This is a genomic window from Streptomyces sp. NPDC044002 (assembly GCF_056434525.1).
Genome location: NZ_JBWKEZ010000003.1, coordinates 148,847 through 162,090 on the forward strand (window position 1 = coordinate 148,847; position 13,244 = coordinate 162,090).

General features: G+C 74.4%; 10 protein-coding genes. 4 read left to right on the top strand and 6 right to left on the bottom strand.

Annotated elements, in window-relative coordinates:
• The first annotated feature begins 60 nt into the window (after positions 1 to 60).
• Positions 61 to 2,736: an ATP-binding protein gene (locus AC07A6_RS03770; protein WP_478775947.1), complete on the top strand. Its 2,676-nt coding sequence runs from the start codon at positions 61 to 63 to the stop codon at positions 2,734 to 2,736.
• Positions 2,737 to 2,769: 33 nt separating this feature from the next.
• Entirely contained in the window at positions 2,770 to 3,594 is an 825-nt protein-coding gene (locus AC07A6_RS03775) for a maleylpyruvate isomerase family mycothiol-dependent enzyme (protein WP_478775948.1), read from the top strand.
• Between the two features lie 12 nt (positions 3,595 to 3,606).
• Here the strand turns inward: AC07A6_RS03775 and AC07A6_RS03780 are convergent, their stop codons facing one another.
• From AC07A6_RS03780 to AC07A6_RS03795, 4 genes are read right to left on the bottom strand one after another with little or no spacing between them, the layout of a single operon-like run.
• A complete protein-coding gene (locus AC07A6_RS03780; RefSeq protein WP_478775949.1) occupies positions 3,607 to 5,052 on the bottom strand; it encodes a pyridine nucleotide-disulfide oxidoreductase in 1,446 nt (481 codons plus the stop codon).
• Positions 5,049 to 6,245, bottom strand: a complete 1,197-nt coding sequence (locus AC07A6_RS03785; RefSeq protein ID WP_386273100.1) for an MAB_1171c family putative transporter — start codon at positions 6,243 to 6,245, stop codon at positions 5,049 to 5,051. Before AC07A6_RS03785 ends, AC07A6_RS03780 begins: the two co-directional genes overlap by 4 nt.
• Before the next feature lie 2 nt (positions 6,246 to 6,247).
• Positions 6,248 to 6,781 (bottom strand): toxin-antitoxin system, toxin component, encoded by a 534-nt coding sequence (locus AC07A6_RS03790; RefSeq protein WP_362467365.1) that lies wholly within the window; start codon positions 6,779 to 6,781, stop codon positions 6,248 to 6,250.
• A gap of 14 nt (positions 6,782 to 6,795) precedes the next feature.
• On the bottom strand, positions 6,796 to 7,407 hold the full coding sequence (locus AC07A6_RS03795; protein WP_478775950.1) for a hypothetical protein: 612 nt from the start codon (positions 7,405 to 7,407) through the stop codon (positions 6,796 to 6,798).
• 418 nt (positions 7,408 to 7,825) lie between these two features.
• Between AC07A6_RS03795 and AC07A6_RS03800 the strand changes: the two genes are divergently transcribed.
• Entirely contained in the window at positions 7,826 to 8,326 is a 501-nt protein-coding gene (locus tag AC07A6_RS03800; RefSeq protein WP_362467347.1) for a hypothetical protein, read from the top strand.
• Here the strand turns inward: AC07A6_RS03800 and kstD are convergent.
• Positions 8,323 to 10,176 carry a 3-oxosteroid 1-dehydrogenase gene (gene kstD / locus AC07A6_RS03805; protein WP_478775951.1) on the bottom strand — a complete coding sequence of 618 codons (1,854 nt, stop codon included), beginning with the start codon at positions 10,174 to 10,176 and terminating at the stop codon, positions 8,323 to 8,325. The two genes, AC07A6_RS03800 and kstD, sit on opposite strands and share 4 nt — an antisense overlap.
• A 194-nt stretch (positions 10,177 to 10,370) precedes the next feature.
• Complete coding sequence (locus AC07A6_RS03810) at positions 10,371 to 11,495, bottom strand: aminoglycoside phosphotransferase family protein (RefSeq protein WP_362467349.1); 1,125 nt, start codon at positions 11,493 to 11,495, stop codon at positions 10,371 to 10,373.
• Between the two features lie 231 nt (positions 11,496 to 11,726).
• On the opposite strand from AC07A6_RS03810, the gene AC07A6_RS03815 reads away from it, so the two are divergent.
• On the top strand, positions 11,727 to 13,220 hold the full coding sequence (locus tag AC07A6_RS03815; RefSeq protein WP_362467350.1) for a DNA-binding protein NsdB: 1,494 nt from the start codon (positions 11,727 to 11,729) through the stop codon (positions 13,218 to 13,220).
• Positions 13,221 to 13,244: the final 24 nt, after the last annotated feature.

The following is a 13,244-nucleotide window of genomic DNA, read 5'->3' on the forward strand; positions in this document are numbered from 1 at the left end:
TCCATCGGCTCGTGCGCGGGCGTACGCTGATCTCCCGAGCCGGCCTGGGGGGTACGAGCCATGACGGAACGCCGGACCCGCACACGGCGCGCGCTCTTCGAACGCGAAGCCGAACTCCTCGCCGTGGACGAGGCGCTGGACCGGCTCACCGGAGCCGGCCCCGACACCGGCGGCGGGCTGCTCGCCCTGTCGGGCCCGGCCGGGCTCGGGAAGACCACCCTGCTCGCCGAAGTGCGCCGCCGCGCCCTCGCCCGCTCCTGCACCCTGCTCGCCGCACGCGGCGGCGAGCAGGAGCAGACCCAGCCCTTCCACGTCGCCCGCCAGCTCATCCAGCCCCAGCTGGCCGGCCGCCCCGAGGCCGAACTGCGGGCCGCGCTCGGCAGCTGGTACGCCATCGTCGGCCCCGCCCTCGGCCTGTGCGCCCCCGCACAGGGCGCCCCGCCCGACCCGCAGGGCCTGCGCGACGGACTCGACTGGGTACTGACCCACCTCACCGTCCAGCGGCCCCCCGTCGTCCTCGTCCTGGACGACGCCCACTGGGCCGACCCGGAGTCCCTCGGCTGGCTCGCCGGCTTCGCCCCGCGCGCCGAACACCTCCCGCTGCTCCTCGTCACCGCCTACCGCCCCGACGAACTCCCCGCCCACGCCGAGGCCTTCCGCACGCTGCCCGGCCGTGCCGGACAACGCCCCCTCATCCTCAACCCGCTCAGCGCGGACGCCGTCTCCACCCTGGTCCGCGAGACCGTCGGCGCGCACGCCGAGGACGCCTTCTGCCGCGAGGCCTGGGCCGTGACCACCGGGAACCCCTTCGAGGCCGTCGAACTCACCGCCAAGGTCCGCGCCAAGGGACTCGACCCCGTCGAGGCCAGCGCCCCGCTGCTGGCCGACCTCGCCGCCGCCCAGCGCGGCAGCGGGCTCGTCGCCCGCCTGCACAGCCTCGGCCCCTCCACCGTCCGCTTCGCCTGGGCCTGCGCCGTCCTCGGCACCGCCATCCCGCGGCGCATCGCCGCCCGCGTCGCGGTACTCGGCGCGGAGGAGGCCGCCGACGCCACCGTCCGGCTCCGCGACGCCCGCATCCTGTCCGCCCCGCCGGCCGAGCCCGCACCCGGCGAAGAGGACGACGCGGGGCTGGAGTTCGTCCACCCGCTCATCGCCACCGCCATATACCGCGCCATCCCCGACGCCCTGCGCGTCGCCCTGCACGGCAGGGCCGCCGCGGCCGTGGTCGACGCCGGGCTCGGCTCCTCCGCGGCCGCCCGCCACCTGCTGGAGACCCAGCCCGAGAACGACCCCTGGGTGGTGCGCACCCTGCGCGAGGCCGCCGCCGAGAACCTCCGGGCCGGCGCCCCCGAAGCCGCCCGCCGCCAGCTCGCCCGCGCCCTGGAGGAACCCCCGGACTTCGACGAACGCGCCGCCGTCCTCTACGAACTGGGCTGCGCCTCCCTGCTCACCGAGCCCGCCAACACCGTCAACCACCTGCGCGCCGCCCTCGCCGAACCCTTCGACGACCCGGCACTGCGCCAGGGCATCGTCATCCGGCTCGCCCAGGTCCTCGCCCACAGCGACCACCTCGCCGCCGCCTCCGAACTCCTCGGCCGCGAGATCCCGCGCACCCACGACGTCCGCGCCCGGCTGCGCCTGCAGTCCGAGCAGTTCATGTGGGACGCCTTCAACGCCGCCGAACCCGACTCCCCGGCCCGCTCGCGCCGCCTGGCCCGGCTCGCCGACCGCCTCCCCGGCCGCGACCTCACCGAGCGGTACGTCATCGGACTGCGCGCCTGGGACGCCTGCCTGCGCGGCGAACCCCTCGACACGGTCCTCCACCACGCCGACCGGGTCCTCGCCGAGCCCTTCAGCTGGGCCCACGAGGACCGCGGCTTCGAGGTCCCCGTGCTCGCCGCCATGGTCCACATGTACGCCGACCGGCCCGGGCGCGCCGAGGAGCTCTTCGAGGAGGGCACCGCCGAGTTCGAACGCCAGGGCTGGCACGGCGCCCACCTGTCCTTCGCGTACAGCCTCCGCGCCTACATCCGCTACCGCCGCGGCCGGCTCGTCGAGGCCGAGGAACTGGCCCGCGCCGGACTGCGCCTCGCCGAGCGCGTGGGCCGCCGTACGCCCGTGCACTGGTACGCCATCGCCATCCTGCTCACCACCCTCGTCGCCCGGGGCCGGGTCGACGAGGCCTGGGGCCTGGCTCGGGAGCACGAGTACGGGGAACCCTTCCCCGCCGCCGTGGTCTTCCCCGACTCGCAGACCGTGTACGCCGAACTGCTGCTGGCCGGCGGCGACCGCAAGGCCGCCGCCGACGAACTGGAGGCCGTCGGGCGGCGCCTGACCCCGCGCGGCATCCAGAACCCGGCCTGGTGCCCGTGGCGGCTGCTCCTGGCCCGCGCCGTCGCCCCCGAGGACCCCGCCAGGGCCCGCGCCCTGACGGCCGAGGCCGTACGCCGCGCCCGTGCCTTCGGCGCGCCCTCCGCCATCGGCCAGGCCCTGCGCGTCGCGGCGGAGGTGGCCGCCCCGCAGGACCGCGCCGACCTGCTCCGCGAAGCCGTCGCCCTGCTGGAGGACTCCCCGGCCGCCTACGAACTGGCCCGGGCGCTGGCCGCGCTGGGCACCGAACTCCAGGACCCCGGGCTGCTCGCCCGTGCCCACCTCACCAGCCGCGAATGCGGTGCCGGCGCCCTGGAGGCGAGCACGGCCCAGGCCCTGGCGTCGTTCGCCCAGCGCGCAAGCTGAGTCCCCGGGAACACCAGGGGGCAGGGTGGGACCATGGACCACCTCACCCGGCTCTACATCCTCCAGCACGAGGCCGACGCCTTCGACAAGGCCGTCCGGCGGGCGGCCGACGGCGGGCGGGAGGCACCGCCGGTGCCCTCCTGCCCCGGCTGGTCGGTCGCCGACCTCGCCGGACACCTCGGCAGCGTCCAGCGCTACCTCACCCACATCCTCCGGGAGCGGCTCGCCGAGCCCTGCGACCCCACCGACCCGGAGCTCTACGCGCTCCCCGCCGACCCGGCCGTACGGGCGGCCTGGCCGATGCCGGACCGGACCCCGCACCGCGGGCCCGTGCCCGAGGAGCTGTTCGACTGGTCGGCGGCGGCCGCCCGGGACCTGGTGGCGGTCCTGCGCGAACTCGGCCCGGACGTCCCCGTGTGGACCTGGTCGCCCGACGGGGACCGCACCAGCGGCTTCTGGATCCGCATGCAGACCATCGAACAGGCCGTCCACCGCTGGGACGCCGAAGTCGTCACCGGGCCCCCGAACGCCTTCGCGCCCGCCCTCGCGGTCGACGCCGTCGACCAGGCCTTCGAGGTCATGGCCCCCGCCCGGCGCGGCTGGAAGCAGGCCCCGCCCGGAACGGGCGAGCGCTACCGCTTCCGCCGCACCGACGGCACCCGGACCTGGACCGTGGAGTTCGACGGCGACGAGGTCCGGCTCGCCCGCGACAGCACCGCTCCCGTCCACGTCGAGGCCGCGGGCACCGCCTCCGACCTGATGCTGTTCCTGTGGGGGCGGCTCCCCGCCGACCAGCTGCACGTCACCGGTGACGGCGCACTGCTGGAGCACTGGTTCACCCTCGTGCCGCCCGCCTGAACGGGACCGCGCCTACCCCCGCAGCGCCGCGACCGCCGCCAGCTCCGCCGGAGCCAGCGGCGGGCCCGTCAGCTGCGCCCGGCCGGGCCCCAGCAGGGCCGCCAGCAGCACCGGCGGGGTGAACAGCCGGGACGCGGGCCGCTCCAGGGTCATCACGTCGGTCACCGCCCGGGCCACCCGCCCGTTGCCGGTGCTCGTGCGCATCAGCCGCCGTACGTAGGCCGCGGCGGCCCGCTCGGCCGCCGTCGGGCCGCTCTCCGTCGCACCGGGGTAGAAGACGTCGTTCCCCGTGGACAGCGCCCAGGCCGCGGCCACCGGCCCGGCCAGGGCCTTCTGCGCCCGGGCGGCGAGCCGCGCGTCGCGGAGGCCGTACCGGGCGACGGCGCCCCGCAGGGCGAGGGCGCTCTGCGCGGCCACCGACATCCCGTGCCCGTACACCGGGTTGTAGGCGGCGACCGCGTCCCCGAGCACCAGGAACCCCGCGGGGAGCGCGGCCTTCTCGTAGTGGTGCCTGCGGTTGACGGTCGTACGGGTGAGCACCACGTCCGTCAGCGGCTCCGCCCCGGCGATCAGCTCGCTCACGATCGGGTGCCGCAGCGCCCGGGCGAAGTCCCCGAAGGCCTCCGGGTCCGTGCCCGGTTCGCCGCCGCGCGTTCCCGACAGGGTGACGAGCCAGCGGTCGCCCTCGATCGGGACCAGCGTCGCCGACCGGCCGGGACCGGCCCGGCGGGGGTCGCCGGCCTGGACGTTCACGACGACCGGGAAGGTGGCCCCGAGGTCCTCCGGGGCCCGGAAGATCCGGCTGGCGTAGACGAGCCCCGGGTCGACGGTCCGCACGGCGGCCCGCGGCACGCCGAACTCCTCCAGCCACACCGGCGTGCGCGAGGCCCGCCCGGAGGCGTCCACCACCAGGTCCGCGTCCAGGACCCGGGCCGCGGAGTCCGCCCCGCGCACCCGTACCCCGGTGACGCGCCGGGCGCCGCCCGTCAGGCCCAGCACCTCGGTGCGGTCGGCGACGGTGACGTTCGGGAGCGCCGCCACGGCCCGGCGGACGTGCCAGTCGAGCAGGTCGCGGCTGGCGACGAGGACGTAGTGGGACTCCCGCGCCCAGCGGCGGAACCAGCCCTCGGGGGAGAGGCCGACCATGTTCGTGGGCAGCGCGATCCGGTGGGCCCCGTCCTTGCGCAGCGCCCCGATGGTGCCGGGCAGCAGGGAGTCCACGGCCGTCGCCCCGCCGGACCACAGCAGGTGCGCGTGGTGGGCCTGCGGGAGCCCCTTGCGGGGGAACGGCCCCTCCGGCAGCGCGTCCCGCTCGACGACGACGACCTCACCCGGCCCGGAGCCGGAGCCGGAGCCCGAGCCGGACCCGGCGAGCGCGGCGGCCGTGAGCATGCCGGCCAGGCTGCCCCCGATGACGACGGAGGTGTGCCGGCGGGGCGACCGCGGTGAACTGCTCATGGCCTCACGCTCTCTGGATGGTCTGCCGGCCCGGACCGGGCGCGGAAGGAGGGGACGGCGGGGGACCGGCGCAGGGCCTTGGCCACCGCCACCAGGTCCGGCCCCGCCGCCGGGCCCGCCACCGGTACCGGGACGTCCGCCGCCCCGGCCTCGGCGCCGCCGCGCAGGGCCGCGACCGCCGCGCGCACGGCCACCGCCTCGGCGGTCGCCGCCGCCCGCTTCGGCGCCTCGCCCCGCGCCCGGGCCTCGGCGAGCGCCCGTTCGCGGATCCCGGGGTCCATGTACGGCTGGAGCCTGAGCAGGCCGTCGCTGATCTGGGTCCTGCGGTGGACCAGCCGGCGGCTGATGGGCGAGCGCCGGGGCAGCCGCATCGACGCGGTGTCCAGGCCCGCCAGCTCCCGCGTGAACGGGGCCAGGCAGCGGTAGTGGTAGTAGTCGGTGATGAGCCCCTGGAGCGCCTGGCCCAGGTGGGGCAGGATGAACCCCACGGCGATGAACAGGGCGCACACGGAGGCGATGGGCGGGGCCACGTACGTGCTGAGCCAGTCCAGGTCGCGGCCGTTCCAGCGGGCGAACACCGCGGTGAGCTTCACCGTGTCGTAGCAGAGGTTCAGGATGAACCCGATGACCAGCAGCACCAGGCCGGCGCGCAGCCAGCCCGTCACCTCCCGCAGCCAGGACCAGGTGACGACGGCGGTGATGGCGCAGGCGGTGGTGTGGGCCCCCAGGTAGAGCATGATGTGCTCGCGCATCCAGGGGGTGTTGGCGTAGTACGTGTCCAGGTCCCGCAGCCGCTCGACCGGTACCTCGGCGAACGCGAAGGTGGTCCACAGGCCGGCCACCACGGCCGCGTAGAAGACGCCGATGGTCCAGGTGGCCCGGCGCACCCGCCGGGGATCGCCGCCCCGCCAGTGGATGATCATGACGAGGCAGGAGGCGCAGAACATCATGAGCAGCGTGTAGACCAGCGGCGCCGCGAAGTTGCTGATGCCCGTCGCGCCGTTCAGCAGCACGAGGGTCTTGGGCCGGCCGAGGTAGAAGACGGCCGAGGCCAGCAGGAGCAGGCCGCCGACGGAGCGCACGTTGGGGTCGATCCGCCAGAACCTCATCATGACCGGGAGGCGGATCGCGAAGGCGAGGGTGAGGATCACCGCCGGTATGAGGTACGGGATGTAGTACTTGTCCGAGGTCACCGTCAACCGATCGGTCCGCGGTAGCCCAGGGCGTTGCCTATCCGCCCGGCCACGTCACTGCGGCGGGCGGCCCCGGCCGCGTCGCCGCCGGCCAGCCACGGCCGGCACCGGTCCCCGAGCATCAGACCGAAGCTCTCGGCCTCGATCTCTTGCGCGTCCTCGTAGTGGGACCGCGCGGCGACGCTCGCGTACGTCAGGTCCGAGGCGTCGGGCAGGGAGCGCGCGGCGTCGTCCGCCGCCCCGCCGCCGTGGCCGGTGCAGTGGCCCGCCTTCATGTGCCACAGCTCGTGCCCGAGGATGACCAGTTGGTGGTCGGGCGTCGTGTACTTCTCCACCACGACGATGTCGTAGTCGTCCATGTTCAGCCACAGGCCCGAGGTGGTCAGACCGGACGGGAAGCGCTCGAAGCGCAGCACGATCGGGCGGCCCCCGCGGGTGCGGCTCATCGCGTCGCACAGGGCGCGGAAGAGGGTCTGCGGATCGGCCGGCGCCTCCAGGTCGAGCGAGGAGGTCAGGACGGTGCACAGCTTGCGCATCGAACGGGACAGGTTCACCGGGCCACCTCGGAGGAGAGGATGCCGGTGATCATGCCCAGCAGCAGGGTCTCCTGCGTGCGGGTGAGGGCTCTTCCCCGGGTGGAGATGGAGACCAGCCCGTACTGGTTCGTGAGGTCGGCCATCAAGTCGCCCGATCGGTAGTTGAGGGATTCGACCGCGGGCCACAGGGCCCTGTTCACGGCCTGGGCCGGCGTGTCCGTCAAGAAGGTGAGGTCACGGCCGAAGAAGGCCGCGAACTCCGCGCAGTGCCGCAGGTGCGGCGGCCTCCCGCCCGACACCAGGTCACCGACCCACCGGGGGTCGGCGCCGATCGCCGCCGCGATCTCCGTGACCGCGTACGGCTGCCCCTGGGGGTCGCGCGAGACGGCGTACAGGAAGGCCGCGCGGCGGCGGACCGTCTCCTCGGTCTCCTCGGGCGCGGGGTCGGTGAACTCCTCGCCGCGCAGCAGCGCCGCCGTCACCTCCACGGGGACGCCGGTCCGCTCGGAGAGGGACACCGCGTCGAGGATCTCGTCCACGTCCAGTCGTCTCTCCGCGGCGAGCGCCCGGAGCCGGGCGAGCGTCGTGGTGAGGGCAAGCGGCGGACCGCCAACGGGGACAGTCATCTGTCTGTGCTCCCATACGTCCGAAGGGCAGATCCGTCTGCGCACCGGGGACGACGGTAGGCCCCCCCCGGCCACAAGATCCCCGGCACCGGGACGATCGTTGTCGAATCGAAAACGATCGATGGACGGACGAGGGGACGCACAGCAAGATACAGCCAGTGCGGCGGCCCGTGGCGGGAAAGGACGCGTGCCCGCAGCTCATCGCACCTGCCCGCGCCACAGGTAAGGAGTACGGGGCACACCCGCCCCATACCCGCAGGTCCGACGGCCCGCCCCGGCCTGCCGGCGCCCCCCGCACCCCGGCGCCCGCCCCCTCCCGGGACCCCTCCGGCGCCCCCGCCCGCCGCCCCCGCGCCCCGCTGCGCCGGGAGGGAGCCCCCGGCGCCGGAAAACCCGCGCGGCCACGTACCATGGCGGCATGTCCTTCCTCCGCCGCCACCGCGCCGCCACACCCGCGGGCCCGGACTTCGACGTCCTGGCCATGGACCCGGGGGACTGGCCGGGCAACCTCGGGGCCGGGCTGCTGCCCGCGCCCGACGGCAGCTGCCAGGGCGTCTTCCTCCGCTACGACCTGTTCGGCGGCCGCGGCCCCGCGATGATCATCGGCAACCTCCCCGAGGGCTCCCCGGCGCGCGAGCTCGCCGAGGGCCAGGTCCCCTTCGAGGTGGCCCAGCTCCTCGACGCCCTGGAGAACGACGAGGACGTCGAGGTCACCGGGACCGAGGACTGCCCCGTCATGCAGGGCGACAACCTCCTCATCGTCCGCAAGATCAAGCTCTCCGAGAGCCGGATCTCCTGCGTGCAGTTCGACCGCAGCGACAACGTCCTCGTGACGATCGCCAGCTGGGACCGCCCGATCACCGACGACCTCTACGCGCTGCTGAAGCCGCTCCCCGCCGAGCTCTTCCAGCAGGGCTAGCCCGCCTGGGGGCCGGTGTCCGCGATGTCGTTCGCCGCGACGTAGCCGAACGTCATCGCGGGCCCGATCGTCGATCCGGCCCCCGCGTAGCTGTGGCCCATCACGGCCGCGCTCGCGTTGCCCGCCGCCCACAGGCCCCGGATCACCGAACCGTCCGCCCGCAGCGCCCGCGCCCGGGCGTCCGTGACGATGCCGCCCTTGGTGCCCAGGTCGCCCGGGACGATCCGGAACGCGTAGAACGGCGGCGCCCAGACCGGTGCCAGGCACGAGTTCGGCACCACGTTCGGGTCCGTGTAGTAATGGTCGTACGCCGTGTCCCCCCGGTGGAAGTCCGCGTCGTTCCCGCTCCACGCCTGCGCGTTGAAGCGGTTCAGCGTCGCCCGCAGCGCGGCCGCCGGCACCCCGATCTGCCCGGCGAGCGCGTCCCAGGTCCACGCCTTCCTCGCCGCCCCCGACTCGAACCACGCGTCGGGGAGGGGCAGCGTCGGCAGGATGTCCTTGAACAGGTACCTGTTGCGGTAGTTCTGGTCCACGATCAGCCACGCCGGGATGTGCGAGCCCGCCGCGCCCCGGTCCTTCTCGTACATCACGTGCACCACGTCGCTGTACGGGGCGGCCTCGTTCACGAACCGGGTGCCCGCCCGGTTCACCATCAGACCGCCCGGCAGGGTCCGCTCCGCCAGGCAGAAGTACGGCTCCCCGGGCAGCGGGATCGACGGCCCCCACCAGGCGTCCTCCATCAACGCCAGCGCGGCGCCCACCCGTTGCCCGGCCCGGATGCCGTCCCCGGTGTTCTCCTTCGCGCCCACCGACCACTCGGTGCCGATCGGCTGCTGCTGGTACTGCGCCCGCATCTGCGCGTTGTGCTCGAAGCCGCCCGAGCCGATCACCACGCCCCTGCGGGCCCGTACGACACCCCGTACGCCCTCCTTCTCCACCACGACCCCGGTGACCGCGCCGCCCTCCTGGACCAGGTCGACCAGCGGGGTCTCCAGCCACACCGGCACGCCCGCCCGCAGCAGCCCGGCCCGCAGCCCCGCGGCCAGCGACTGGCCCATCGTCAGCGGCTTCTGCCCGAGCAGCGCCGCCTTGGTGCCGCGCGCCAGGCACTCCGTGGAGACCGCGAGCCCCTTCGCCGTGACCGCCGCGAGGTTCAGCCACTTGTAGTCCTGGCTGAACACCACCATCCCGGCGGGCACCGGCATGTACGCCGGGTTCAGGTGGGCCAGTTCGGCGCCCAGGACGTTGCCGTCGAGCTGGTCGGGCTCGATGGAGCGGCCGTTCGGCAGCCCGCCCGGCAGGTTCGGGTAGTAGTCGCTGTAGCCGTCCATGAAACGGAACCTCAGCGGGCTGTTCGCCATCACGAAGTCCAGCATCCGCGGCCCGTTGTCCAGGAACGCCCGCTGCCGGTCGCCCGGCACCTCCGGCCCCACCACCGCTGACAGGTACGCCGCCGCCTTCTCCGGGGTGTCCGGCACCCCGGCGGCCAGGATCACCGAGTTGTTCGGCAGCCAGATCCCGGCCCCGGAGCGCGCCGCCGAACCGCCGAACGTCGGGGCCTTCTCCACCACCAGCACGCTCAGCCCCCGCCCGGCGGCGGTGAGGGCGGCGGTCATCCCCGCCGCCCCCGAGCCGACCACGACGACGTCGTACTCGCCGAGCGGGCTCCCGGCCGCCCGGGCGGCCGCACCCGGCAGCACGGCGGCGGCGAGCACCCCGGCCCCCGTGCCGGCGAGGACCGCCCGGCGGGAGGGGGCGGCGGGCCGCGGCCGGCCGGGGCCCCCGGTCACGGTCACGGAATCGGTCGCGGGATCGGTCACGGGATCGGTCACGGGCATGGCCTGGGTCATGGACGGGCTCCAGCGGGTGGGAGGACGGGACGGCGGTGCCAGCACATCTGATGCCGGGTCAGAGAAACTGTTCGCGGGATCATGTGAAGTCAAGTCACGCGCGCGCACAACCGTCCCGACCCCCGACAGGCCGGATCCCGTGCCCCGCACACCGGGTGTGCGGGACACGGGATCCGTACGGGCCGGGCGGGCGGTCAGCGGGTGCCGACCGCCGCCCGGACCGCTCTACGGGCCATCCCCGCGTCGTCGTGCAGCCTGCGCAGCAGAAGGCGCTGCTCCTCCCCGGAGGAAAGCGCACCCGCGGGCAGCGGCCGGTCCGGGGCCGACGCCAGCATGGAGCGCTGCACCGCCGTCTCGCACATCCGGATCTCCCGCGTCAGCACCAGCATCAGGTTGACCAGGAACGCGTCCCGCGCCGCCGGTCCGGCCGACTGCGCCAGCCTGCTGATCTGGCCGCGCGCCGCCGGGGCGTCGCCCAGGACCGTCCACAGCGTGGCGAGGTCGTAGCCGGGCAGGTACCAGCCGGCGTGCTCCCAGTCGAGGAGCACCGGACCGGCCGGGGACAGCAGCAGGTTCGACAGCAGCGCGTCGCCGTGGTTGAACTGCCACTGGACACCCGCCGGCCGCAGCCCGTGCAGCAGCTTCTGCAGGTCGCCGAAGTCCCGGTCGGTCAGCAGGCCCAGCTCGTGGTCACGCGCGATCCGCCGCACGTAGTCCACCGGGTGCCCGAACAGGTCGGCCGGCGGCCGCCACTGGTTCACCCGGCACACCGCTCCCAGCGCCGCCCGTACGTCGGTCCGCGGCGGGGCCTCCACCGGGTGCCGCTGGAGCGCGGCGACCCGGCCCGCCATCCGCTCCACCACCAGTACGCAGTTCTCCGGGTCCGCGGCGATCAGCCGCGGCACGCGGACCGGCGGACGGTGCCGGACGAAGGTCCGGTACGTCCCTATTTCGTGCCGGTACCGCTCGCGCCACTCGGGCGAGTGGTCCAGTAAAACCTTCGCGACCGCGGTCATCCGTCCTGTCGTCCCCACCAGGAGGACCGACCGGCCGCTGCGCCGCAGGACCTGGACCGGCGCGAACTCCGGACAGATGCGCTGCACCGACGCGAGCGCGGTGCGCAGCTGCGCCCCCTGCGGTCCGGAGAGGTCGATCCTTCCGCTGAGCGGCTGCGCTCCGACGGCCGGCATCCGCCGTGCCCGTACGGCGCCCTGCGCCGGTACCGGCTGGCGGCCGGGTTCGAGGTAGGAGCCGCCCCCCGCCTGGAGGGTGCGGTGCGGGCGGACCGGGGCGGACACGGAGGACGTTGCTGCGTACATGGCGTTTACGGTTCCCTTCGTGCGCCGACGAGTGCGTACGCCGCCCCGCCGGATCCCGTACTTCACCCTGGGGAGTTCCGCCGGTGAACCGGGTCGGGGAGGCGCATTCCTACCTGACACCCGCCCGCAGGTGGCGAACCACGGGGCGGCGGGTGGCGAACCCTGGCGAATAGTCCACGGGGAACTGACAGGGGGTTACTGTCAACTCAGCCGAGAACCTGGGGGCTTGACGTGAGCAAAGGTCCAAACACCCGTCTGAACGACCTGTTCGGCCTGGCCGGCTGGTCGAAGGGCGAACTCGCGAGGATGGTGAACCGGCAGGCGGCCGCGATGGGCCACCACCAGCTGGCCACCGACACCTCGCGGGTGCGGCGCTGGATCGACATGGGGGAGACCCCGCGCGAACCGGTTCCCACGGTACTGGCAGCACTGTTCACCGAGCGGCTCGGTCGTGTCGTGACCATCGAGGACCTCGGGTTCGTACGGCAGCGGCGCACCACCAAACGGCAGCCGGACGGGGTTCAGGAGAACCCCGACGGAGTGCCCTGGGCGCCCGAACGCACAGCCGCGGTCCTCACCGAATTCACGGGAATGGACCTCATGCTCAACCGTCGCGGCCTGATGGGCGCGGGAGCCGCGCTCACCGCCGGCTCAGCCCTCAGCAACGCCATGTACGACTGGCTGCACACCGAGCCCGCCGGCGCCAAGAACGCGAAGACCTTCGGTGACCCCTACCAGGCCGATCCGGCGGGCTACGACCGCTACGAGGCCGCACCCATCGGCTCCCAGGAGATCGAGGCCCTGGAGCGCTCCGTCGAGGTCTTCCGGGCCTGGGACGCCTCCAGAGGCGGCGGGCTCCAGCGAAAGGCCGTGGTCGGCCAGTTGAACGAGGTCGGCGGCATGCTGGCCTACCACCACCCGGACCACCTCCAGCGCAGGCTGTGGGGGGTGGCGGCCAACCTGGCGGTGCTGGCGGGCTGGATGTCGCACGACGTGGGCCTCGAACCGACCGCGCAGAAGTACTTCGTGATCGCCGCGCACGCGGCCCGCGAGGGCGGCGACCGGCCCCGCGCCGGCGAGGCCCTCTCCCGCGCCGCCCGCCAGATGGTCCACCTCGGCAAGCCGAACGAGGCCCTGGACCTGATGAAGCTGGCGCAGTCCGGCTCCGGCGAGCAGACCCTGCCGCGCACCCGCGCCATGCTGCACACCATCGAGGCCTGGGCCCAGGCCGCCATGGGCAAGGGCCAGGCCATGCGCCGCACCCTGGGCGAGGCCGAGGACCTCTTCGTCTCCGACAAGGGCGACGTGCCGCCGCCCTCCTGGATGCAGCACTTCGACGAGGCGGACCTGCACGGCATGCAGGCCCTCGCGTACCGCACCCTCGCCGACCACGACGCCTCGGCCGCGCCCATCGCGGCCCGGCACGCCCGGGAGGCGCTGCGGCTGCGCGGTGACGGCTACCAGCGCTCGCAGATCTTCGACTACATCTCCATGGCGTCGGCCTGCTTCATCGCCGACGACCCGGAGCAGGCGGACCGCTACGCCCGGCTGGCCCTGGTCTCCATGAACGAGACCTCCTCGCACCGGACATGGGACCGGCTCCGCGAGATGTACCGGCTGACCGGCCAGTACGCCGGCTACGCGGGCATCGGGGACCTGCGCGAGGAGATCAAGCTGGCCCTCCCCAACAGCCCCGCCCCCGTGGCCCGCGGAGCGGAGGTCTAGGGGCCGGGTGCCAGGTGTCGCAGA

Excerpts from the sequence above, each read along its gene's own strand:
- AC07A6_RS03770 (WP_478775947.1), top strand. The coding sequence starts at position 61 with ATGACGGAACGCCGGACCCGCACACGGCGCGCGCTCTTCGAACGCGAA.
- AC07A6_RS03775 (WP_478775948.1), top strand. The coding sequence starts at position 2,770 with ATGGACCACCTCACCCGGCTCTACATCCTCCAGCACGAGGCCGACGCC.
- AC07A6_RS03780 (WP_478775949.1), bottom strand. The coding sequence starts at position 5,052 with ATGAGCAGTTCACCGCGGTCGCCCCGCCGGCACACCTCCGTCGTCATC.
- AC07A6_RS03790 (WP_362467365.1), bottom strand. The coding sequence starts at position 6,781 with ATGCGCAAGCTGTGCACCGTCCTGACCTCCTCGCTCGACCTGGAGGCG.
- AC07A6_RS03795 (WP_478775950.1), bottom strand. The coding sequence starts at position 7,407 with ATGACTGTCCCCGTTGGCGGTCCGCCGCTTGCCCTCACCACGACGCTC.
- AC07A6_RS03800 (WP_362467347.1), top strand. The coding sequence starts at position 7,826 with ATGTCCTTCCTCCGCCGCCACCGCGCCGCCACACCCGCGGGCCCGGAC.
- kstD (WP_478775951.1), bottom strand. The coding sequence starts at position 10,176 with ATGACCCAGGCCATGCCCGTGACCGATCCCGTGACCGATCCCGCGACC.
- AC07A6_RS03810 (WP_362467349.1), bottom strand. The coding sequence starts at position 11,495 with ATGTACGCAGCAACGTCCTCCGTGTCCGCCCCGGTCCGCCCGCACCGC.